The organism is Pseudomonas sp. ABC1 (genome assembly GCF_013395055.1).
Taxonomy (GTDB): Bacteria; Pseudomonadota; Gammaproteobacteria; order Pseudomonadales; family Pseudomonadaceae; genus Stutzerimonas.
Genome location: NZ_CP058349.1, coordinates 436087 through 458134, shown reverse-complemented (window position 1 = coordinate 458134; position 22048 = coordinate 436087). Strand labels below are relative to the sequence as shown.

The following is a 22048-nucleotide window of genomic DNA, read 5'->3' as shown; positions in this document are numbered from 1 at the left end:
GCAGGTGCGGCTGGTGCGAGCCAGCCGTCAACAATGTCGGGTTACTGCTGGCCGAACTGCACGACGCCTGCGGCGTTGCCATGGAATGTATTGACCTTCGTCGGCGAGGCGGGCGCCGACGCCTGGTAGACGCCGGTGGCCTGGGTCAGGGTGGTGACATGGCCATTACCGGGCTTGACCTGTCCGTCGCTCTCTTCCTGGCTGCTGCGCAGCGCCAGTTGCAGCGTGCCTATTTGCGTGGCGAGGGTGAGCTTCTCGGTGTAGGCCGGGGGGATTTCCAGGGTGACGGTTTCGGGGAAGATGTTTGAGTATTTTCCCTTGGCGGATGTAGAGCCTTCACCCGGCTGCGGGTTCGGTTGCAGTGGGCTACGGGCCTGGCTGTTGATGGCAAGGACACGCACGTCGCGCAACAGAGTCTGGGCTGCCAGGCGCGGTATCTGGTCCAGGTTCTGCGGGTTGATCTGCGGGGCTTCCTGGGCGCGCTCCAGGTTCAGCAGGACATCCACGCGATCACCCGAAGTCACCATGCCGTAGAGGCTGCTGGTGTTGTTGGTGGGAACGGAGACCGCCCGCATGCCGGGTTTGATGACAGTGGCAATGAAGCCGGGTTCGCCTGGCATGACCACCAGGTTGCTGGTCAGCGGCTTGCCTGCTGTGATGGGCTCACGGACGGTGGCACCGATCAGATTACCGACCAGGTTGCTGATCCCATTGTCGGCTTGTTCACGGTCGTCAAGGAAATACAAGCGTCCGTCGTACTGGCGCTCAACGCCTTTCCAGCGCAGGAGTGACGGATCGATGAAGTCACCCGGCTGCAGGTCACGGTCCACGACCAGGATGGCTTTATAGACGGGTTTCGCCGGCTCGACAGGTATCTGCTTGACCACGACGGGTGGCGGAGGAGGCGGCGTCATCAGTACCCGAGCCAGCAGGGCGGCGCCGCCGGCCAGGACCAAGGCGCCAGCCAGGAGAAGGATGGGAGGGGTTTTCATGAATTGAACCGTGCAGTCAGGAGTGAATGGGAAACAGCAAGGTGTAAAAAGCGCCGGCAGCGATGGCGAGCCCGTATGGAATGCCCTGCGGGCGGTCTTCGGTGAGCACCGTGGGTGTTGGAATGGCCAGGCGTGGATAACGCTGGCCGAACTTCATCCAGGTCTGCGCACAGAAGCTCTCGATCATCGTCAGCAACGGCAGTCCGAGTGCCAGCAGGCCACCGGCGAGTGCCGTGACGATCAGAAAGGTCATCAGGTCCAGCCCGCTCAGCCACAGGCACATGACGGCCATCAGCTTGACGTCGCCAGCACCGACACGGCCCAGGCTGAACAGGCCGAAGCCCACCAGCAGGACGATGCTGGCGCCGCACAGGGCGCGCAGGACCTGATACAGCAGGCCGTTGCCGGCCAATGACGCCATGGGCCCGAGGCCGAAAAGGGCTGCCAGTGGCAGCAGCAGCCATAGCGCCAGCAGGATCAGCACCAGCGTGTTGTGGATGCGCCGGTAGAGGAGGTCGCTGCAGATCACCCAGGCCAGTGCCGGTAGCAGGACGAGCATGGCGTAGGTGGTGTACATGCTGGGCTCCGTGGCCGGTCGCTTACTTGCTGGCGCCAGGGTTGTTGGTGTTGGTGATCTGGTCGGCGATGGTTGAGAAGCGCTCTTTCAGGGCCGTCACGAAGACGCCGTCGGAACCGAAGATGACGCCGATGGCGGCAGCCATGGCAGCGGCCAGGATGCCGTATTCGATGGCAGTGACACCGCTTTCGTCGGCGAGGAATTTTTTGAGACGGCTGGCCATGTAACGACTCCTTGGGAATGAGCAGGGGATCACTTCGAAGGGCTTCGGTGCCTTCGAATCAGTGTTCGATATTAGGAGTTATTCTCAACTGGGCGGCAAGGGTCTGATCATTAAGAATGCTTAAGGAATTCATCCTCAATTGCGTTCGAAGGCGCGTATTTTCAGCACCGCACGCAGGCCAGGCTGGTTGTCTTCCAGGGTCAGTTCGCCGCCATGCAGGTCGGCGATGGCCTTGGTCAATGTCAGGCCGAGACCGTTGCCGGGCGTGCTGCCGCTGGTGTCCAGGCGCTGGAAGCGCTCTATCGCCTTGTCGTTGAGCTGGTGGGGAATGCCCAGGCCCTGGTCGGCGACGCTGATACGGCTCCAGCCGTACAGGTTGTGGATGTCCAGCGTGATGGGCTTGCCGACGGGACCGTACTTGAGCGCGTTGTCGATCAGGTTGGCCAGTGCCTGGAACAGCAGCGCCTGGTCGCCATAGAGCTGGCAGTCGTCATCGGTCTGTATCAGCAGCTCGCAGTCCCGCTCTTCGGCCAGCGGCAGGTAGTACTCGCGGATGTCTTCGAGCAACTGCCTGGCCTGGATGGGGGCGAACTGGTGGGCACAGCGGCCGGTTTCCACTTCGGCGATGCGCATGACCGCACGGAACAGGTTCTGGATACGCTCGCCATCCTGGATGGCGCGTTGCAGTTCATCGCGCGCGTCGCCATCGACCATGTCCGCCACGTTCAGCAGGCGCCCCTGCAAACGGGTCAGCGGCGTGCGCAGTTCGTGGGCGATATGGCTGGTGATGTGCTGCACTTCTCCCATCAGCCGGTTGATGCGGTGCAGCCCCTGGTTGATTTCGTTGCCCAACTGGTCGAACTCGTCGCCCTGGCGGTCATAGGGAACCATCGCCGTGTGGTCGCCGCTGGCATAGCGCCCCAGTGCGTCGCGGATGCGGTTGATGCGCGACAGGTTGCGGATGCTGAAGGGCAGGCTGATGAGCATGATCGACAGCAGGATGACCAGCAGGCTGGCGCCGGCGATCAGCGGGATGATGCGGGTTCTCTCCAGCATCGGGCGCAGGTCGTAGGCGCTGAAATATTGCCCGCCATCGGACAGCGGGACGACCAGTCCGAGGATTTCCGTCGCGCGGCCTTTCGAGTCCAGCAGTTCGGCATGCCGCCAGTTGGTGGTGCAGGGCGCTGGGCAACTGTCACGCGGCATCAGGCGGGGGTCGCCGTAGAGCGGCTGGCCGGAGGCGTCGAAGACGATCGAATGACGATCCTTGCGCAACTCGAACGGGTGGCGATAGTTGAGCGCCTCGGCGACCGTGCTGGCTTCGGTCAGTCGCCCATACAACTGTTGCGTGCGTATGTCGGTGAGGATCATGTCGCGGACATGGCTGCGCATGACGATTTCCAGCAAGTGGTTGCTGAAGACCATGGACAGCAGGGCGACCAGCAGACAGATGAAGGCGATGGTGGCGGCTTGGCGAAAGTTACTGGTGTTGAGCAGCAGACGCAGGTTGCGGGTACTACCCCAGGACATAGCCGATCGCTCGTATGGTACGGATCAGCGGGCGCTCGAAGCCCTTGTCGATCTTGTTGCGCAGTTTGGACAGGTGCACGTCGATCAGGTTGGTCTGTGGGTCGAAGTGATAGCCCCAGACCTTTTCCAGCAGCATGGCGCGGGTGACCGTCTGCCCCTGGTGTTCGGCCAGCACCTGCAACAGTTTGAATTCCTTGTCGGTGAGGTCGATGTTGTTGCCGCCACGGTGGACTTCGCGGCGGTTGAGATCGATGCACAGGTCTTCGATGTGCAAGCGTTCGTCCTGGTGCGTGTGGGTGTTGCGCTTGGCCAGCAGTTCCAGGCGCAGCAGCAGTTCGGTGAAGTCGAAGGGTTTGCCGAGGTAGTCGTCGGCGCCGGCGCGCAGGCCTTCCACACGGTCGGATATCTCGTCGTTGGCCGAGAGCACGAGGATGGGCGGGCGTGTGCGACCGTGCAGGCGGTTGAGCAGTTCGATGCCGTCCATCCTGGGCAGGATGCGGTCGAGGATCACCACATCGAACGCTTCGCTCTGGATCATCTGCAACGCGCCTTCGCCATCGTCGGCCAGGCGAAAATTGTGCCCAGACGCATGCAGTTTGCTGCCGATCCAGTGGCTGACGGATACGTCGTCTTCTACGACCAGAACGCGCATGCGCTGTTCCTCAGTGAGTGTGGGCTGAAAGCGGGAGTCTTTTTAGCAATCGCAGGCGTGCGATAGGATTAAGAATACTTAACTCTAATGATAATACTTATCATGAGCAAAATTATAGTGGCGAATAGATAATAGGTTTGACCAATTTTTTAGATGCATCGGCACGGCTCTATGCCGTATGGGCTGATGCCGGGTCGGAGAGGTCGGGAAGCTGGGCGCTCCGACGTGCCAGGACGGCACGTCGAGGGCGCGAGGCGATCAGTGCAGGGACTTTCTCAGGCGTGACAGGGCGCCGAAGAAGAAGGCCGCGCCAATGGCGACCAGTGCCAGCAACTGCGGCCAGACGATAAGGATGTCCGCACCTCGGAACAGGATGGCCTGGGCCAGTTGCACGAAGTGGGTGGTGGGGGCGGCCAGCATGATCTGCTGGACCAGTTCCGGCATGCTCTCGCGCGGTGTCATGCCGCCGGAGAGTATCTGTAGCGGCATCAGCGTGAGGATCACCAGCAAACCCAGTTGTGGCATGGAGCGGGCCAGGGTGCCGAAGAAGATCCCCATCGAGGTGGTGGCGAACAGGTGCAGCGCTGCCCCCGACAGGAATAGCGGGATCGAGCCCGGAATGGGCACGGCCAGCCAGCCCTCGACCACCAGGTTCAGGGCGATGCCTGAGGCGACCAGCACCACCAGTCCCATCGACCAGACCTTGGCGCACATGATCTCGAACGGCGTCACCGGCATCACCAGCAGGTGCTCGATGGTGCCGTGCTCGCGCTCGCGGATCAGCGCCGCGCCGGTGAGGATGATCGACAGCAGGGTGATCTGGTTGATGACCTCGTTCACCGCGCCGAACCACGAGCGCACCAGGTTGGGGTTGTACTTCATGTGCACCACGGCTTCCACCGGCAGTGCGCTCTGGGCGCGATAGCGGGCGAGAAAGGCGCTGACCTCGTCGCTGATGATCTGCTGGATATGCCCGGCGCCAGTGAAGGCCTGGGTGATCTGCGTGGCGTCGACGTTGAGCTGGATGCTCGGCTGCCTTCCCGCCAGCAGGTCTTGCTGGTAGTTCGGCGGGATGCTCAGGGTGAAGGTGTAGAGGCCGGCGTCCATGCCCTGGTCCATTTCCTCCAGGCCGATGGCCTTGGGTGCCAGGAAGTAAGGCATCTGGAAGGCGCTGATGATTCGACTTGAGACCTGCGAGCGGTCCTCGTCGATGACGCCGATGGTGGCGCGGTGCGGCGCTTCTGGTACGCCGGTGGCGCTGGAGTAGATGCCCAGGGTGAAGGCATAGACGATCAGCAGCAACAGTGCCGGGTCGCGGTACAGGCTGCGGAGTTCCTTGATGCCCAGTTGCAGGATATTGCTCAGGCTGCGCATGTCATTTCTCCTGCTTTTTCAGGCCCAGCACGCTGAGCAACGTCAGCACCGGGATGGTCAGCAACAGGGGAATGAAGTACGGGTAGAGCTCCGCCAATCCCAGGCTCTTGGAGAACACGCCACGGCTGATGGTGAGGAAGTGGCTGGTCGGGTAGATATTGCCGATCAGCGCCGCGGCACCCTCCATGGCCGAAACCGGGTGCATCAGGCCGGAAAACTGGGTGGCCGGGATCAGCGTGGCGATGGCCGTGCCGAAGATCGCCGCGATCTGGCTGTTGAGGATGGATGACATCAGCAGGCCAAGCCCCGTGGCACAGATCACATAGAGCAGGGCGCCGAGGCTCAGGGTCAGCAGGCTGCCCTTGACCGGCACGTCGAACACCAGCACCGAGAGCACCACCAGCAGGGCGAAGTTGACCATGCCCATGGCGATATAGGGCAGTTGCTTGCCGACCAGGAATTCCAGCCGTGTCACCGGTGTGACATACAGGTTGGTGATCGAGCCCAACTCCTTTTCCCGGACGACGCCGAGGGCGGTCAGCATGGCCGGGATCAGCATCAGCAACAGCGGTATCACAGCAGGCACCATGGCCGGCAGGCTGCGCACGTCGGGGTTGTAGCGATAGCGCAGGGCGACGTTGGTGGGGCTGGCCGCCGTGGCGTAGGGCTGGCTGGCGGCCAGTTCCTGCAGGTAGCTCAGGTGGATGCCCTGTACATATCCCTTGATGGTGTCGGAGCGTGTCGGCATGGCGCCATCGATCCAGAAGCCGACTTCCGGCGTGGCACCGCGCTTGAGGTCGCGACCGAAGCCCGGTGGGATTTCCACGGCGAGGCTGAGTTCGCCGTTGCGCATGCGCTGGTCGAGCTCCTCGTAGCTCTGCAGCGGTGCCTCCTCGATGAAGTAGCGCGAGCCGGCGATATTGCGTGCGTAGGCCTGGCTGGTGGTGGTCTGGTCCCGGTCCAGCACGGCGTAGGTCAGGTCCTCCACGTCCATGCTGATGCCGTAACCCATGATGAACATCAGGATCACCGTACCCAGCAGGGCCAGGGTCGCACGGATCGGATCGCGGCGCAGCTCCATGGATTCGCGTCGGGTATAGCTGAGCAGGCGGCGCAGGCTGAAGCGCGAACGCAGGTCGACGCCAGTGGCGTTGAAGTCCGTGGATGGAGTGCTGTCCTGGGTGGCGGCATCTTCCGTCACCACATCCCTCAGGTAGGCGATGAAGGTTTCTTCCAGCGTGTCCAGCCCGCGCTTGGCCATCAGCGCCTGGGGTGTGTCGCTGTCGAGCACGCGCCCGGCATGCATCATCGACATACGGTCGCAACGCAACGCTTCGTTCATGAAGTGGGTAGAGATGAAGATGGTCACGCCATCCTCGCGCGACAGTTTGATCAACAGTTCCCAGAAACCATCGCGGGCAATGGGGTCGACGCCTGAGGTCGGTTCGTCGAGGATCAGTATTTCCGGTTCGTGGATCACGGCGACGGCCAGGGACAGGCGTTGGCGCACGCCAAGTGGCAGGTCGCCGGGCAACTGCTCGGCGACGCCGTGCAGGTTGAACTGGTCGAGCATGGCCTCGATACGCTGGTCGCGCCGCTCAGCGGGTATGTGGAACAGACGGGCGTGCAGGTCGAGGTTCTGCCGCACGCTGAGTTCGCTGTACAGCGAGAAGGCCTGGGACATATAGCCAACGCGGCGGCGCGTGTCGATGTCCTTTGGATCGACCTGTTGGCCGAACAGGAATGCCTCGCCTTCGCTGGCCGGCTGCAGGCCGGTGAGCATCTTCATGGTGGTGGACTTGCCGCAGCCGTTCGAGCCGAGAAAGCCGAATATCTCCCCGCGTTCGATGCGAAAATCCACATGATCGACTGCGACGAAATCGCCGAAGCGGCAGGTCAGGCCGTGGGCTTCGATGGCGATCGGGTGTTTGCCTTCGGGCACCTGGCGGGGCGGTATTACCAATTCATGGTGACCCTGGCGCTTCTGCTCCGGCAGCAAGGCGATGAAGGCGGCCTCCAGGTTATCGCGGCCTGTCCGTTGCAGCAGTTCGGCGGGAGTGCCGGTGTCCAGCACCTTGCCGTCGTCCATGGCCACCAGCCAGTCGAAGCGCTGGGCTTCGTCCATGTAGGCGGTGGCGACCAGCACGCTCATGCCGGGGCGGCGCTGGCGGATGCGGTCGATCAATTCCCAGAACTGGCTGCGGGCCAGCGGGTCGACGCCCGTGGTGGGTTCGTCGAGGATCAGCAGGTCGGGGTCGTGGATCAAGGCGCAGCAGAGGCCGAGCTTCTGCTTCATGCCGCCGGAGAGCTTTCCGGCGGGACGGTCGGTGAAGGCTGCCATCCCGGTGCTTTGCAACAGATCGGCGATGCGCGCTTCGCGTTCGGCCTGGCCCTGGCCGAACAGGCGGCCGAAGAACTCCAGGTTTTCGAACACCGTCAGTGTCGGGTAGAGGTTCTTGCCCAGGCCCTGGGGCATGTAGGCGATCCGCGGGCAGACCTCGCGGCGATGCTTGCGCTGCGCCATGTCGCCGTCCAGTGCCCAGACTTCGCCCTGTTGCAGGCGGCGGGCACCGGAAACCAGTGCCAACAGGCTGGATTTACCGACGCCATCCGGGCCGATCAGGCCAACCATGCGGTTGGCCGGGATCTCCAGGGTCACCTCGTCGAGGGCGCAGGTGTCCTTGTAGTGCAGGCTGACATTCCGTAGCCGCACGACCGGCGCAATGACTTCGCTCATTGTGGGACCCGTATCTGCAACCGTTCAGGCCATTCTTGCTGTGGATCGAGCTTCAGGTAGGCCATGCCCGGGACGCCGGTCTTGACCTGGTCCAGGTGCTGCTGGAGCAGTTGCGGGTCGATGCGCGCCTTGACGCGAAACATCAGTTTTTCCCGTTCGCTTGCGGTCTCCACGCTCTTGGGGGTGAACTGCGCGACGCTGGCGACGAAGCTGACCTTGGCCGGAATGACGTAGTCGGGGGCGGCATCGATGACCAGGTGCACATCCGCGCCAAGCGATACGCGCCCGGCCTGGTTCGAGGGCAGGAAGAAGGTCATGTAGACGTCGTTCAGGTCGACCAGGTTGAGCACCTTGCCGCCAGCGCCAAGCACTTCGCCCGGCTGGCTGACGCGGTACTGCACACGTCCGCTGCGCGGCGCCTTGAGCTGGCTGTCCTCGATATCGGCCTGCAAGCGCTCGACGCTGGCCTGGGCGGCTTCCACCGCAGATTCGGCTTCGATGACCTGGGATTCGGCGGCCTCGATACCGGCCTGGGCCGAGAGCACCTGGGCACGCGCGGCGGCCAGTGCGGCCTGGGCGCTTTGCAGACGGGCGACATCGTCGTCCAGTTGCTGCTGCGGCATGGCGTTGCGCTTGACCAGGGTCGCGGTGCGCGCGTGGCGCTTCTGCGCCGCAGTCAGTTCGGCCTGGCGCTGGTTCACAACCGACTCGGCACTGGTTTTTTCACTGTGGCGCAGGCTGACCTGGGCCGCAGCGGTGCGGGTGGCGTTCTGCGCCTGGCGTGCCTGGGCCTGGGCCTGGGCCAGTTGGGCCTCAAGCGTCTGGGTGTCCATGCGCGCCAGCACCTGCGCCAACTGCACGAAGTCGCCTTCGTCGACCAGGATATCCTCCAGACGCCCGGCCAGCTTGGTGGCGACATCGACCTCGGTGGCCTCGATACGTCCATTGGCGCTGGCGAAGCCTTCCCCGAGGCTGTCCGGCTGCATGCTCCACCAGGCGATGCCGCCTGCGCCAAGCACGGCCACCAGCACTGCCAGCTTGCCGAATGAGGCCTTTCTTTCCTTTTTCATCAAGTGGGGCTCCTGTTGTGAACGAAGAATCCGATCGACGGATCATAAAGATTGTCAGCCCATTGTTCAGCATGCCTGTGCGCAGGGGAAGTCGCAGGCAGACGCTTTGGCACGGCATTGCGTCGAATGCTGATGCAGGTCAGATGGCTATCCGCCATCTCGACGACTCATACCAAGGCCGACTGTACCTTCCGTGATGGGCGGTCTTTACTGAAGATGAACCTTCCAGCAGATGAGGCCAGCCATGACACATCTATTCCAACCCCTGACACTTCGCCAGCTGACCCTGCCCAACCGAATCGCCGTATCCCCCATGTGCCAGTATTCGGCGGAGGATGGACTGGCTACCGACTGGCACCTGGTACACCTGGGAAGCCGTGCCGTGGGCGGTGCCGGCCTGGTGCTGGTGGAGGCAACGGCGGTTGTGCCCGAGGGACGTATCTCCGCCCAGGACCTGGGTCTGTGGAACGAGGCGCAGGTGGAGCCGCTGCGTCGTATCGCGGCCTTTATCGAAAGCCAGGGCGCGGTGCCCGGTATCCAGTTGGGGCATGCCGGCCGCAAGGGCAGTGTCTGGCAACCCTGGCTGGGTCGCCATGGCAGCGTGCCGCTGGAGGAGGGCGGATGGGTGCCGGTAGGGCCGTCGAGCATTGCCTTCGACCCCGAGTATCGTGCCCCGCAGGCACTGGATGAGGCGGGTATCGCATCGATCACCCAGGCCTTCGTCGACGCGGCGGAGCGGGCGCAACGTGCCGGCTTCAAGGTGGTAGAGATCCATGCGGCCCACGGCTATCTGCTGCACCAGTTCCTGTCGCCGATTTCCAATCAGCGCCAGGACGGTTATGGCGGCTCGTTCGAAGGGCGCATCCGCCTGCTGCTGGAAGTGTCCGCCGCTGTGCGCGAGACCTGGCCGCAGGATCTGCCGCTGTTCGTCCGACTGTCCGCCACCGACTGGGTCGAGGATGGTTGGAATGCTGATGAAACCGTAGAACTGGCCCGGCACTTGAAGAACATTGGCGTCGATTTGGTCGATGTGTCGTCGGGAGGCACGGCGGTCAATGCCGAGATCCCCATCGGCCCCGGTTACCAGACCCAGTTCGCCGAGCGCATTCGCCGCGAAGCGCATATCGCCACCGGCACGGTCGGTTTGATCACCGAGGCCGTGCAGGCCGAGCACATACTGCGCACCGGCCAGGCCGACCTGGTCTTGCTGGCCAGGGAACTGCTGCGCGATCCCTACTGGCCGCTGCATGCTGCCGAAGCCTTGCGTGACAGCCAGGTGTCATGGCCGGCGCAGTATGTACGGGCGGCTCATCGCGATACACCACTGCGCAAGCCTCGCTGACAGGCGATTTATCCGCGCTTTTACCTCCTCTCCCGCTTGCGGGAGAGGGCTGGGGAGAGGGTAAAGAAGCCACAGTCAATAAGTCGGTATGCATCGATTCCAACGGTTGCGCTTGTAACCACTGGGGTAGACTTGTCGGCTCTTCATGACAGGCGGGCCTCCAGTGAGCGCGAGCATTTTCTGGTACGACTACGAAACCACCGGGATCAATCCACGCAGTGACCGCCCGCTACAGGTCGCGGGTATTCGCACGAACGAGGCGCTGGAGGAGATCGGCGAGCCGCTGAATCTGTATTGCCGTCCCTCGGACGACATCCTGCCGCATCCGGTTGCCTGCCTGGTGACGGGTATCACCCCGCAAGTCCTCGAAGAAAAAGGGCTGTGCGAGGCCGAGTTCATGACGCGCCTGCACCAGGAAATGGCCCGCCCTGGCACCTGCGTCGCCGGTTACAACAGCTTGCGTTTCGACGACGAAGTCACGCGCTACGGGCTGTACCGCAATTTCTTCGATCCCTATGCGCGGGAATGGCAGGGTGGCAACAGCCGCTGGGACCTGATCGACATGGTGCGTACGGCTTATGCGCTGCGCCCCGAAGGATTCGAGTGGCCGCAGGAAGAGGGGCGGGTGACGCTCAAGCTGGAGCGTCTGACCGTCGCCAATGGCCTGGAGCACCTGCAGGCGCATGATGCACTGTCCGACGTGCGGGCGACCATCGCCATGGCCCGCCTTGTCCGGCAGCGTCAGCCGCGACTGTATGACTATCTTTATGCGCTACGGCGCAAGCCCGCTGTTCTGGAACGTATCGAGCTGCTCAAGCCGCTGGTGCATGTTTCCGGGCGGTTCTCCGCTGCGCGCAATTATCTCTCGGTGGTCTTGCCGCTGGCCTGGCATCCGGGCAACCGCAATGCCCTGATCGTTTGCGATCTTGGGCAGGACCCGTCCACGCTCTGGAGCGAGGATGCCGAGGCTCTGCGGCAACGCCTCTATACCCGTCACGAAGAACTGCCCGAAGGCGTTCTTCCGGTGCCGCTCAAACTGGTGCATATCAACAAGTGCCCGGTACTGGCACCAATGAATGTATTGCGGCCCGAGGATATTTCGCGTCTTGGCCTCGACATGGCACTTTGTCAGGAACGGGTTCAGGGACTCAGTAATAACCGTGATAAATGGCTGGATAATGTCCGGCAGGTTTATGCAACGCGTGGTGATGACTTTGCAAGCCAGGACGATCCCGAGCAGCAACTCTACGATGGGTTTCTGGGGGACCGTGACAAGCGATTGTGCGAAGAGGTCCGGAATTGTGCGGGCGATTCCCTTGGCAAGCGGAGTTGGTCTTTCGATGATCCCCGGTTGGCACCGCTTCTGTTCCGATATCGCGCGCGCAACTTTCCTGAAAGTCTCGACGACGCGCAAAGGCAACAATGGTATTCATTCTGCCAACAACGGTTGGTTGCACCACAATGGGGCGCGCCCAATACAGTGCTGCAATTCGAAACGGCACTGGCCGAGTCGATGAAGAGTGCGACCCCAGAACAACAACGCATTCTGTTGGCCTGGGAAGAGCATGCGCGGAAACTTGGCGAGCGTTACGCTCTCGATCAGGCAGTTCCTTTACCTGCCGAAAGCTGAAATGAAAACGCCGCCATAAAGGCGGCGTCTGAAGCGGGGAAGTGCGATCAGCCGAGCAGTGTCGCCCAGCCTTCGACCACGTCAGCACCCCATTGTGCTTTCCACTCTTTCAGCGTCTTGTGGTTGCCGCCTTTGGTTTCGATCACTTCACCCGTGTGCGGGTTCTTGTACTGCTTGACGCGACGGGCGCGTTTGCCGGCAGCCGGGGCCTTGGCGGCACGGGCGGTCTTGCTGGTGCGGGCTTCCGGATCGAGAAGGGCGATGATGTCGCGCAGCGACTTCTGGTATTCGCCCATCAGGTTGCGCAGTTTGCCTTCGAATTCCAGTTCCTTTTGCAGCTTGTCATCGGAGGACAGGGATTTCAGGCGCTCTTGAAGTTCCTTGATGGCTTCTTCGGTAGCACGGTATTCATTGATCAGGGACATGGTATTTCCTTGGTATTCGGGTTTAAGTCTGCAAGTGCGCGTAATCATAAGACGGTGCAAGGCACAAGTAAATATATCTGGCCTGTGGCCTGGCTATTTGTTTTCCTGAAAATATTACTTGCTTGGGCATTCCATTCCCTCTATTGCGGCAATGGAATGATGAAAAAGTTTTCCGCCGGTTGTTCTTATCTTCCGTTGTTTTCGTTAAATGTCCATACAGTCAGGTGGTTGGCCCAGCGGCATTGATGCGCTTGCAGGTCCGCCAGTGCAGATGGCGAGACCGGCTTTTCATGAATCGGCTAATTCCCTGGCAATGTGGTTTGCGGCAATGTCGCCGCGCCCCTAGAATGCACCGTCATTTTTGTCAGCTGGAGTTACCCCGGATGCGCACTTTCAGGCTGGTCATTGCCTGTCCCGATGGCGTTGGCATCGTTGCCAAGGTCAGCAACTTCCTGGCCACCTACAATGGCTGGATCACCGAAGCGAACCACCATTCGGACCACCATAGCGGCTGGTTCTTCATGCGCCATGAGATCCGCGCCGACTCCCTGCCTTTCGATATCGAAGGCTTCCGCCAGGCGTTCGCCCCGATTGCCCGTGAGTTTTCCATGGAATGGCGGATCACTGACTCGGCGCAACGCAAGCGTGTCGTGCTGATGGCCAGCCGGGAGTCCCACTGCCTGGTCGACCTTCTGCACCGCTGGCACAGTGGCGAGATGGAGTGCGACATTCCCTGCGTTATCTCCAACCATGACGATCTGCGCAGCCTGGTCGAGTGGCATGGCATTGCCTACCACCACGTGCCGGTGCAGGCCGATCGCAAGCAGGAAGCCTTCGCCGAAGTGACGCGCCTGGTGCGTGAGAACGAGGCTGACGTGATCGTGCTGGCGCGCTACATGCAGATATTGCCGGCCGAGCTGTGCAGCGAGTTCGCCCAGCGGGCGATCAATATCCACCACAGCTTCCTGCCTTCCTTCGTCGGCGCCAAGCCGTACCACCAGGCGTCGATGCGCGGCGTGAAGCTGATCGGTGCGACCTGTCACTACGTCACCGAAGAGCTGGATGCAGGTCCGATCATCGAGCAGGATGTGGTGCGCGTCAGCCACCGTGACAGCATCGAAGACATGGTTCGCCTCGGCAAGGACGTCGAGAAAATGGTTCTCTCGCGTGGTCTGCGCTATCACTTGCAGGACCGCGTGCTGGTCCACAGCAACAAGACGATGGTCTTCAACTGACGGTATTCATCGTTAGTAGCGATGCTGCATAACGAAACAGGGCGCCTCGGCGCCCTGTTTCGTTGTGTCGCCTTGAGTCAGATGCGGAAGCTGTCGACCAGGTGCTTGAGGCGTTCGGCCGCCAATTCCAGGTCCGAGCAAGCGCGCAGCGTGGCCTGCAGGTTTTCGACGCCCTCCTGGTTGAGGGTGTTGATCTCGGTGATGTCCATGTTCAGCGCTTCGATCACCGAGGTCTGTTCCTCGGTGGCCGTGGCGACGGACTGGTTCATGCCATCGATCTCGCCGATCCGGTGCGTGACGGCGCCCAGGCTTTCTCCTGCCTGGTTGGCCACTTGCACGCTGTTCTCGCTGTGTGCCTGGCTTTCCACCATGGTCTTGACCGACTGCTGCGAACCGACTTGCAGTTCCTCGATCATTTTCTGGATTTCCTGGGCCGAACTCTGGGTGCGATGGGCCAGGTTGCGCACTTCATCTGCAACCACCGCGAAGCCCCGGCCGGCTTCGCCTGCCCGCGCTGCCTCGATAGCGGCATTGAGTGCAAGCAGGTTGGTCTGTTCGGAGATGCCCTGTATCACTTCCAGAATCTGGCCGATGTTCACCGTCTTGCTGTTGAGCACTTCGATATTGCTGCAGGAGTCGCTGATGCGGGCTGACAGCTCGTTCATTGCCTGGATCGTGGTGTTGAGCACCTGTTGGCCACTTTCCGCCTGCGTGCGCGCCGCGCTGGCCTGATGCGAGGCGTCAGCGGCGTTGCGGGCGATTTCCTGGGCGGCGGCGCCCAGCTCGTTGATGGCGGCCGCGACGCTGTTGGTGCGGCTGGACTGTTCGTCCGAGTTGCTCATCGAGGAGTTGGAGGCGTTGATCACCAGGGTGGCGACTTCATGCAACTGACGTGTCGCCGAGGACACTTCACGGATGGAGCCGTGGATGCGCTCGACGAACTGGTTGAAGGAAAGCGCCATTTCGCCGAATTCGTCCCGGGAGTGCACGCTCAGGCGTCGGGTCAGGTCCCCTTCACCCTGGGCGATGTCGCGCATGGCACGGCCCATGGTGTGCAGTGGGCGCATCAGGGCACGCATCAGCAGGCTCAGCAAGCCGATGATCAGCGCGACGCTGATGAGCGTGGCGACGATGGCGCTGATGCGGAAGCTCTGCAGCTGGGCGTAGGCCAGGTTCCTGTCGATGGACAGTCCCACATACCACTCGACACTCGGCAGGCCATTGACCGGTGTGAAGGTCAGCAGGCGTGGCGTGCCTTGCAGGTTGACCTCGGTGAGCGAGCCGTCCATGCGCAGGGCAATGCCGGGGTAGACGTCCTTGAGGTTCTTCAGCAGGAGATCACTGTCCGGGTGTACCAGGATGGTGCCGTCCTTGCTGGCGAGGAAGGCGTAGCCGATACCACCGAAGTCCTGTGTGTTGATGATGCTGTCCAGGGTCTTCAGGCTCAGGTCGCCACCGGCCACGCCGATCAGGCTGCCGTTCTGCCGCACCGGCGAGAGAACCGAGACCACCAGGGTCTTGGTGATCTGGTCGATATAGGGTGCGGTCAGTGTGGAGCTGCCGGCACTGGCCGTGTCCTTGTACCAGGGGCGTTGGCGTGGATCGTAGTCCGCCGCCATCTGCGCGGGTGGGTTGGGCGTGAAGGTGCCGTCGGCGGCGCCGAAGTAGGTTGAAAGCAGGGACTTCTCAAGCGTCGGGCGAGACACCAGTTGGCGCACCTCGCCTGGTGCCAGTTCGATGTTCTGCGCGAGGTTCTCCAGCAGCAGGATGCGTCCCTGGAGCCAGCCCTGGATGTTGTTGGCGGTTGCGGCGCCGGAGTCGTGCAGGCGGCTTTCCAGCCCCTTCTGGATGTTGCCGCGTTCCCGGTAGTCGTTGTAGAGGCTGAACAGCGCGAAGGCTGCAATGACTACCAGGGATGCCGCTATAAGGATTTTCTGACTGAATTTCAAAGAGTTGGCCATTTATATCGGTATCCGATGGAGGACGGTTGGTTGTGCGCGGTATGGGATGACTCATCATCGGTTCCACATATGACGTTGCACGTGCTACGCAGGCGGTTCGTCCACTCTTTTTATCGTTGAGCTGGCTCTATGTCGGCGGCTGATGGGGATAGCTTTAGCCATTTTCGAGCGACTGCTTCGATCCCTTTGCAGGATGGCAGCGGTGTATCCTCTGTGGGGTACCGAATCAGCGAAAGTCGCCAGGTGCGCTTTCATATTGCTCAGGAGTGGCATTATGCCGTTATCGGATTCTTTTGTGCTTGGGGCCGACACCCATGGCAACCCGATCACCCACGCCTTGCGCATGGCCAACCGCCATGGCCTGGTCGCCGGGGCGACCGGCACCGGCAAGACGGTGACCTTGCAGCGCATGGCCGAACAGTTCAGTGCCGCCGGTGTGGCGGTCTTCGCCGCGGACGTCAAGGGTGACCTGTGCGGCCTGGGCGCGGCAGGTGCGCCGCAGGGCAAGATTGCCGAACGTATCGCCAGCATGCCCTGGCTCGGTCACAGCCCCAAGGCTTACCCGGTGACGCTGTGGGATATCGAAGGGCGCACCGGGCACCCTCTGCGTACCACCATGAGCGAGATGGGACCGCTGCTGCTGGGCAATCTCCTGGAACTGACTGACAGTCAGCAAGCTGCGTTGTACACCGCATTCAAGGTCGCAGACCGCGAGGGCCTGTTGCTGCTCGATCTGAAGGACCTGAAGGCGCTGCTGGTGCACTTGCGGGAGAATCCGGCGGTGCTCGGCGAGGACAGTGCGCTGTTCACCAATGCCTCTGCCCAGGCCTTGCAGCGCCGACTGGCGACGCTGGAGCAGCAGGGCGCCGAGGCGCTGTTCGGCGAGCCGGCCTTGCAACTCGAAGATATCCTCAGGCCTGACGCCGATGGCCGTGGCCGTATTCATCTGCTCGATGCCAGCCGGTTGGTGCATGAGGCGCCCAAGGTCTACGCGACCTTCCTGCTCTGGCTGCTGGCCGAGCTGTTCGAGCAGTTGCCCGAGCGTGGCGATGCCGACAGGCCTTTGCTGGCCCTGTTCTTCGATGAGGCGCACCTGTTGTTCAGTGGTACGCCCAAGGCGTTGCAAGAGCGCCTGGTACAGGTCGTGCGCCTGATCCGCTCCAAGGGCGTGGGCGTCTACTTCGTGACCCAGTCGCCGGCGGACCTGCCGAATGACGTGCTGGCCCAGCTTGGCCTGCGCATCCAGCATGGGCTACGGGCTTATACGGTCAAGGAACAGAAGTCGCTGCGGGCGGTGGCCGATGGTTTCCGGGCCAACCCGGAGTTTTCCTCGTTGCAGGTGCTGACCGAGCTGGGTATCGGCGAGGCGCTGGTAGGCGGGCTGGAAGAGAAGGGCACGCCGGCCATGGTGCTGCGCGGTGCCATCGCGCCGCCAGAGTCCAGGGTCGGGCCGTTGAGCGAGCAGGAGCGTCAGGCGCTGATCGCCCAGTCGCCACTGCGCGGGCTCTACGACAAGCCCATCGACCGGGAGTCGGCTTACGAAGTGCTGGCCGCTCGCGCCCATGGCGCTGCCACGGCGAAGACGCCGGAGGAACCACCGAAAGGCAAGGCTGCGGGCAAGAATGACATGGGTATTGGAGATCTGGCCGAACGTGCGGTGAAGAGTGCCCTGCGCCAGGCCGCAAGCCAGTTGGGGCGGCAGTTGGTCAGAGGCATCATGGGGTCTTTGATGGGAGGGAAGCGCTAGTCGCTCAGGGGCATCCGGGTAGCGGGCCGCGCCCGCTTCCTGCGAGCCTGCTCAAGGTTCGATCGTGTTTTGTCCTTGCTTGCAAGGACCAGGCATGCGCGGCGTTCTTGTACGTGTGTTCTTCGTTACTTGTTCTTTTCTTTTTCGATCTTCTGCAACTCTTCCTGGAATACCTGATCCAGCAGGCTTGGCCTCTTGCGCCACGGCTTGCGTTCCGGATCGGGTTGAGCGGCATAGTTGGTCACTTCGCCGCCATAGATATCCTTGAAGCGATTGGCTTGTCGCTCGAGTTCGATACGCAGTTCTTCTTTTGTCATCAATTGAACCTTTGTGGCTGCAGGATTGCCGGAGCACAGTTTCCCAGACTTCCATGCAAATGGATGTGACAGTGTCGTCAGTATGGGAACGCCGCGTAGCGGCTATGCGTGAGTCACCATGAACGGAGTTGCCGATCTTGCGCCGGTGACATTCAGGCAGGTGGCGATTCTACTACTTAAGAGAGGTCAAGTGGATAGCAGGTCGCCATCTTGCCGGTATTCTGCTTTCAGCCTTTATCCATGAGCCGCCCGGCGATTGGACGGCAGATCCATGTTGGTACTGTTTCAGTGCTGGATATAACGGTATGCCGTGCCTTATGTGTGATCACGCAAGAATACGAGATGGTCGGGTGCAGACTGCTCCTCGCTGTAGTAATAACCCTCCAGGTCGAAAGGCAGTAGTTGTTCGGGCGTCGTCAGCCGTTGTTTGATGACGTGGCGCGCCATCATTCCACGCGCTTTCTTGGCATAGAAACTGATGATTTTGTATTGGCCGTTCTTCAAGTCCTTGAAGTCGACGTTTATTACTCTGGCATTGAGTGCCTTGCGCTTTACCGCGCTGAAGTATTCGTTCGAAGCCAGGTTCAGCAACAGGTCGTCACCTTGCGCTTCGAGTGCCTGGTTCAACCAGCCACTGATACGGTCGCCCCAGAATGCATAAAGGTCCTTGCCCCGTGCATTGGCCAGGCGTGTGCCCATTTCCAGGCGGTAGGGTTGTATGAGGTCGAGGGGGCGCAGTACGCCGTAGAGCCCTGACAGCATGCGCAAATGGCGCTGGGCGAAATCGAAGTCGTCCTCGCTGAAGGTCTCGGCTTGCAGGCCCGTGTAGACATCGCCCTTGAACGCCAGCAGCGCCTGCTTGGCATTCTGTGGTGTGAATTCCGGGGTCCAACTGCCATAGCGTGCGACGTTGAGGGCGGCGAGTTTGTCGGACAGGTGCATCAGCTCGCTGATGTCCTGTGGTGACAACTCCCGAAGATGCTCGATCAACTCGGCGGAGTGTTCGAGGTGTTCCGGCAGGGTATGGCGTTGCGTGGCGGGAGGTGTGTCGTAATCGAGGGTTTTTGCGGGTGAAATAACCATCAACATGGGCGGTCTCCTGTGGCTTGGGAGGATTCTAACAGCCCATCGCGGGCAGGGCTCCTGGGGCGACCGCACTGGTGAATCTAGCGCTTGTCCAGATGGGCGCCAAGGTCATTCGTCGTGCGGATGAAAAAAACCGGTTCGTTCGAGAAAAGACTTTTTCTTGTCATGTTTTTTACGGTATTACGGCAATCAGGAGTCATCGTGATCTTGCCCGCAAGGGCTGGGTGACGATGATTCCGGACCGCCGAACCCGAGGGCATCAGGGGCGGCTACCGCCCGGTTTGCATGTCGCTGGCATGGTTGCCCCAGGTTCGTTCTCCGGTATGGCGGTTCTGCTGGCGGAGCGTGACGGACGCTCCGTCCCCGATCTTCGAATAAGGTGATCGCGTATGGACGACTATGGCAGACAGGGTGCGACAGGCCCCATCATCTATGTGCTCGATACCAATGTTCTGCTTCATGATCCCAATGCCTTGCTGAACTTCCAGGAGCATCAGGTCGCTATCCCCCTCACCGTACTGGAAGAGCTCGACCAGTTGAAAACCGGCAAGCACAGTGTCGCCGCCGAATGCCGGCAGGTAATACGGCTGATCGACAAGGTGCTTGGCAAGGCCTCGCCGGAGGAGGTCGAGAATGGCGTTCCCATCGCCCGCGATGCCGGCGAGAGCCGTGGCAGCCTTTCCATCCTCATGCGCCAGGCCAGTGTGGCCAAGGGGCTGCCGGAAGACCTGAACGACAACAAGATCATCAATCAGGTGGTCGAGTTGCAGTCGCTCCGGCCGGGCGTGCCGGTGGTTCTGGTGACCAATGACATCAACATGCGCCTCAAGGCCCGCGCCTGTGGTGTCGCGGCGGAGGATTACCAGACCGACAAACTGGTCGACGATGTCGGGCAGCTTTCTCGTGGCTACCACAACCTGTCTGGGTCGTTCTGGGACCGTGTCAGCAAGGTCGAGACCCAGCAAGGGCAGGGCCGTACCTGGCACCGGGTGCTGTTGACCGACAACCTGCCGGCGCTCCATGTCAACGAGTTCATTCTCGACGAGCAGGGCTTCGTCGGCTGGGTCAAGCGTATCGACGGCGAGGAGCTGCTGATCCTGGACATGCACCAGGAGCCGCTATTGCATCAGGAAGCCTGGGGGCTGAAGCCTCGCGATATCTACCAGGCACTGGCGCTGTTCGCGCTGCTCGATCCAGATATCCACCTGGTCAACCTGTCCGGTGCCGCCGGTTCCGGCAAGACCATCCTGGCGTTGGCCGCTGCGATCGAGCAGACCATGGTCAGCAAGCGCTACCGGCGTATCATCGCCACGCGCAGTGTGCAGGGGCTGGACGAGGACATCGGCTTCCTGCCAGGGACCGAGGCGGAGAAGATGGAGCCGTGGCTCGGCGCGATCACCGATAACCTGGAGGCGCTGCACCTGGATGACGAGAACACCCATGGCAGCGTCGACTACATCCTGCAGAAGGTCCCTTTGCAGTTCAAATCCCTCAACTACATCCGCGGGCGCAGCTTCCAGCAGAGCCTGATCCTGATCGACGAAAGCCAGAACCTGACACCGCACCAGATGAAGACCATCATCACCCGTGCCGGCAGTGGTTCCAAGGTGGTGTGCCTGGGGAACCTGGCGCAGATCGACACGCCTTATCTGTCGGCGACCAGTTCAGGACTGACTTACCTGACCGAGCGCTTCAAGGACTTCCCCCATGGTGTCCATATCGCGCTGCAGGGGGTGCCGCGTTCGGTGCTGGCCGAGTATGCCGAGAGCCATATGTAGGTCGTAGCGTCACGACGAAGGGAGAAGGAGGCTGGGTGCGGGCGCAGATGTCTGCCTGCCCCCAGCCTTCTCTCTTTTCAATGACTGCCTGAGGTGCTGTTGGCGGCGGGGTTGGCTTCTGGCTGCCCAGAGGCTTCCTCGTCGGCCTTCTGTGGCGAGTCCGGCATCATTTCCATGACCGTAGGGCTGGTGCGCAGGATGGGCGTGAAATGCCCGTAAGGTTCGCTGACGAGATCGACCACACGACGTGCGCGGTAGACCGTGTAGAGCGCCAGGGTCGCCAGTGGCATGGCGAAGAACACCGGCAGTGTCCAGGGACCGATGGCGTGCATCAGCGTGCCGGCCAGCAGTGGCCCGAGTGCCGAGCCAAGTCCGAATGAAAGCAACATGCCGCTGGAGCCCGAGAGGATCTCGTCGGGTGTCAGGTGGTCGACCATTTGCGCCATGGCGATGGAGTAGATGGAGAAGACCAGGCCGCCCCAGACGAACATCAGGCCAAGCAGCAGCGAGCCCGTCGGCAGCGGGGCCATCAGCAACGCCAACATAGCGGCGAGTCCTGCCACGCCGAGCATGACCTTCCGGCGGTCCCAGCGATCCGAAAGCAGGCCTATCGGCCACTGTAGAACGGCACCGCCCAGAATGGTCAGGCCCATCAGCAGGCCGACGCCGGAGGCATCGAAACCGCTCTGGCGGGCATAGACCGGCGCCAGCCCCCAGAAGCCGCCGAGGGCCAGTCCGGACATGGCGGCGGCCATCAGTGGCAAGGGAACGATACGGGCCAGTTGCAGCAGGTCGGTCGGTGGAATGTCCGGCAGGTTGGGTTGTGCCTGGCGTGTCAGCGTGATGGGCATCAGTGCGCAGCAGATGAGAATGGCCGAGAGCGCGAACAGGGTGAAACTCATCGGGCTGTCCAGGTTCAGCAACTGCTGCGCCGCCGCCAGGGCGCCCAGGTTGACGGCCATGTAGATGGCAAATACCTGGCCACGCTTCTCTCCATTGACCTGTGCGTTGAGCCAGCTCTCGATGACCATGTACAAGGTCACCATTGCTACGCCATAGAGCACCCGTAACAGCATCCAGACCCACGGTGAAACGATCAGTACATGCAGCAGCGCGGTGATTGCGGCCAAGGCCGCGTAGAGCGCGAAGGTGCGGATATGCCCGATGCGGCGTATCAGGGAGGGCGCCATCCAGGTACCCAGCAGATAGCCGACGAAGTACCCGGACATGAGCAGGCCGATCATGCTGGTCGAGTAGCCTTCCTCGATACCGCGCAGCGTCAGCAATGTATTGAGCAGGCCATGGCCGAGCAGGAGCAGGGCGACACTTGCCAGTAGTGAGCTGACCGGTGCGAGCAGTGATTTCATCGACG

Annotated in this window: 18 protein-coding genes; 5 read left to right on the top strand and 13 right to left on the bottom strand. The window is 61.7% G+C overall.

Annotated elements, in window-relative coordinates; translation table 11 throughout:
- Positions 1-41 precede the first annotated feature (41 nt).
- The 8 genes from cpaB to HW090_RS01765 form a co-directional block, all read right to left on the bottom strand.
- Positions 42-992, bottom strand: a complete 951-nt coding sequence (gene cpaB, locus HW090_RS01800) for a Flp pilus assembly protein CpaB (RefSeq protein ID WP_179111870.1) — start codon at positions 990-992, stop codon at positions 42-44.
- Positions 993-1008: 16 nt separating this feature from the next.
- A complete protein-coding gene (locus HW090_RS01795; RefSeq protein ID WP_179111869.1) occupies positions 1009-1569 on the bottom strand; it encodes a prepilin peptidase in 561 nt (186 codons plus the stop codon).
- A gap of 22 nt (positions 1570-1591) precedes the next feature.
- Complete coding sequence (locus tag HW090_RS01790; protein WP_179111868.1) at positions 1592-1792, bottom strand: Flp family type IVb pilin; 201 nt, start codon at positions 1790-1792, stop codon at positions 1592-1594.
- 135 nt (positions 1793-1927) lie between these two features.
- Positions 1928-3322 (bottom strand): HAMP domain-containing sensor histidine kinase, encoded by a 1395-nt coding sequence (locus HW090_RS01785; RefSeq protein WP_179111867.1) that lies wholly within the window; start codon positions 3320-3322, stop codon positions 1928-1930.
- Complete coding sequence (locus HW090_RS01780; RefSeq protein ID WP_179111866.1) at positions 3309-3974, bottom strand: response regulator transcription factor; 666 nt, start codon at positions 3972-3974, stop codon at positions 3309-3311. The genes HW090_RS01785 and HW090_RS01780 overlap by 14 nt, the downstream gene beginning before the upstream one ends.
- Positions 3975-4232: 258 nt before the next feature.
- Complete coding sequence (locus tag HW090_RS01775; protein WP_179111865.1) at positions 4233-5348, bottom strand: ABC transporter permease; 1116 nt, start codon at positions 5346-5348, stop codon at positions 4233-4235.
- 1 nt (position 5349) lies between these two features.
- Positions 5350-8085 (bottom strand): ribosome-associated ATPase/putative transporter RbbA, encoded by a 2736-nt coding sequence (gene rbbA / locus HW090_RS01770; protein ID WP_179111864.1) that lies wholly within the window; start codon positions 8083-8085, stop codon positions 5350-5352.
- Positions 8082-9155 carry an HlyD family secretion protein gene (locus HW090_RS01765; RefSeq protein WP_179111863.1) on the bottom strand — a complete coding sequence of 358 codons (1074 nt, stop codon included), beginning with the start codon at positions 9153-9155 and terminating at the stop codon, positions 8082-8084. Before HW090_RS01765 ends, rbbA begins: the two co-directional genes overlap by 4 nt.
- Before the next feature lie 244 nt (positions 9156-9399).
- Between HW090_RS01765 and HW090_RS01760 the strand changes: the two genes are divergently transcribed.
- Together HW090_RS01760 and sbcB are read left to right on the top strand one after the other, a co-directional pair.
- Entirely contained in the window at positions 9400-10497 is a 1098-nt protein-coding gene (locus HW090_RS01760) for an NADH:flavin oxidoreductase/NADH oxidase (protein ID WP_179111862.1), read from the top strand.
- Between the two features lie 145 nt (positions 10498-10642).
- A complete protein-coding gene (sbcB, locus tag HW090_RS01755; RefSeq protein WP_373416357.1) occupies positions 10643-12127 on the top strand; it encodes an exodeoxyribonuclease I in 1485 nt (494 codons plus the stop codon).
- A gap of 47 nt (positions 12128-12174) precedes the next feature.
- Here sbcB and mvaT read toward each other — a convergent pair whose 3' ends face one another.
- On the bottom strand, positions 12175-12552 hold the full coding sequence (gene mvaT / locus HW090_RS01750) for a histone-like nucleoid-structuring protein MvaT (protein ID WP_179111860.1): 378 nt from the start codon (positions 12550-12552) through the stop codon (positions 12175-12177).
- A 383-nt stretch (positions 12553-12935) separates the two neighbouring features.
- On the opposite strand from mvaT, the gene purU reads away from it, so the two are divergent.
- Complete coding sequence (purU, locus tag HW090_RS01745; protein WP_179111859.1) at positions 12936-13787, top strand: formyltetrahydrofolate deformylase; 852 nt, start codon at positions 12936-12938, stop codon at positions 13785-13787.
- 77 nt (positions 13788-13864) lie between these two features.
- On the opposite strand, the gene HW090_RS01740 is transcribed toward purU, so the two are convergent.
- Positions 13865-15748: a methyl-accepting chemotaxis protein gene (locus HW090_RS01740; RefSeq protein ID WP_179111858.1), complete on the bottom strand. Its 1884-nt coding sequence runs from the start codon at positions 15746-15748 to the stop codon at positions 13865-13867.
- Between the two features lie 274 nt (positions 15749-16022).
- Here HW090_RS01740 and HW090_RS01735 point away from each other — a divergent pair, with 274 nt between their 5' ends.
- Positions 16023-17495 carry a helicase HerA-like domain-containing protein gene (locus HW090_RS01735; protein ID WP_179111857.1) on the top strand — a complete coding sequence of 491 codons (1473 nt, stop codon included), beginning with the start codon at positions 16023-16025 and terminating at the stop codon, positions 17493-17495.
- Positions 17496-17620: 125 nt separating this feature from the next.
- Here the strand turns inward: HW090_RS01735 and HW090_RS01730 are convergent, their stop codons facing one another.
- Both HW090_RS01730 and yaaA read right to left on the bottom strand, forming a co-directional pair.
- Complete coding sequence (locus HW090_RS01730) at positions 17621-17812, bottom strand: hypothetical protein (RefSeq protein WP_179111856.1); 192 nt, start codon at positions 17810-17812, stop codon at positions 17621-17623.
- A 315-nt stretch (positions 17813-18127) separates the two neighbouring features.
- On the bottom strand, positions 18128-18901 hold the full coding sequence (gene yaaA, locus HW090_RS01725; RefSeq protein ID WP_179111855.1) for a peroxide stress protein YaaA: 774 nt from the start codon (positions 18899-18901) through the stop codon (positions 18128-18130).
- Positions 18902-19287: 386 nt separating this feature from the next.
- Between yaaA and HW090_RS01720 the strand changes: the two genes are divergently transcribed.
- On the top strand, positions 19288-20676 hold the full coding sequence (locus HW090_RS01720) for a PhoH family protein (RefSeq protein ID WP_179111854.1): 1389 nt from the start codon (positions 19288-19290) through the stop codon (positions 20674-20676).
- 77 nt (positions 20677-20753) lie between these two features.
- On the opposite strand, the gene HW090_RS01715 is transcribed toward HW090_RS01720, so the two are convergent.
- On the bottom strand, positions 20754-22043 hold the full coding sequence (locus HW090_RS01715) for an MFS transporter (protein ID WP_179111853.1): 1290 nt from the start codon (positions 22041-22043) through the stop codon (positions 20754-20756).
- Positions 22044-22048 lie beyond the last annotated feature (5 nt).

Bases quoted from the DNA above. Each gene is read 5' to 3' on its own strand.
- cpaB (WP_179111870.1), bottom strand. From the start codon at position 992: ATGAAAACCCCTCCCATCCTTCTCCTGGCTGGCGCCTTGGTCCTGGCC.
- HW090_RS01795 (WP_179111869.1), bottom strand. From the start codon at position 1,569: ATGTACACCACCTACGCCATGCTCGTCCTGCTACCGGCACTGGCCTGG.
- HW090_RS01790 (WP_179111868.1), bottom strand. From the start codon at position 1,792: ATGGCCAGCCGTCTCAAAAAATTCCTCGCCGACGAAAGCGGTGTCACT.
- HW090_RS01785 (WP_179111867.1), bottom strand. From the start codon at position 3,322: ATGTCCTGGGGTAGTACCCGCAACCTGCGTCTGCTGCTCAACACCAGT.
- HW090_RS01780 (WP_179111866.1), bottom strand. From the start codon at position 3,974: ATGCGCGTTCTGGTCGTAGAAGACGACGTATCCGTCAGCCACTGGATC.
- HW090_RS01775 (WP_179111865.1), bottom strand. From the start codon at position 5,348: ATGCGCAGCCTGAGCAATATCCTGCAACTGGGCATCAAGGAACTCCGC.
- rbbA (WP_179111864.1), bottom strand. From the start codon at position 8,085: ATGAGCGAAGTCATTGCGCCGGTCGTGCGGCTACGGAATGTCAGCCTG.
- HW090_RS01765 (WP_179111863.1), bottom strand. From the start codon at position 9,155: ATGAAAAAGGAAAGAAAGGCCTCATTCGGCAAGCTGGCAGTGCTGGTG.
- HW090_RS01760 (WP_179111862.1), top strand. From the start codon at position 9,400: ATGACACATCTATTCCAACCCCTGACACTTCGCCAGCTGACCCTGCCC.
- sbcB (WP_373416357.1), top strand. From the start codon at position 10,643: ATGACAGGCGGGCCTCCAGTGAGCGCGAGCATTTTCTGGTACGACTAC.
- mvaT (WP_179111860.1), bottom strand. From the start codon at position 12,552: ATGTCCCTGATCAATGAATACCGTGCTACCGAAGAAGCCATCAAGGAA.
- purU (WP_179111859.1), top strand. From the start codon at position 12,936: ATGCGCACTTTCAGGCTGGTCATTGCCTGTCCCGATGGCGTTGGCATC.
- HW090_RS01740 (WP_179111858.1), bottom strand. From the start codon at position 15,748: ATGGCCAACTCTTTGAAATTCAGTCAGAAAATCCTTATAGCGGCATCC.
- HW090_RS01735 (WP_179111857.1), top strand. From the start codon at position 16,023: ATGCCGTTATCGGATTCTTTTGTGCTTGGGGCCGACACCCATGGCAAC.
- HW090_RS01730 (WP_179111856.1), bottom strand. From the start codon at position 17,812: ATGACAAAAGAAGAACTGCGTATCGAACTCGAGCGACAAGCCAATCGC.
- yaaA (WP_179111855.1), bottom strand. From the start codon at position 18,901: ATGTTGATGGTTATTTCACCCGCAAAAACCCTCGATTACGACACACCT.
- HW090_RS01720 (WP_179111854.1), top strand. From the start codon at position 19,288: ATGGACGACTATGGCAGACAGGGTGCGACAGGCCCCATCATCTATGTG.
- HW090_RS01715 (WP_179111853.1), bottom strand. From the start codon at position 22,043: ATGAAATCACTGCTCGCACCGGTCAGCTCACTACTGGCAAGTGTCGCC.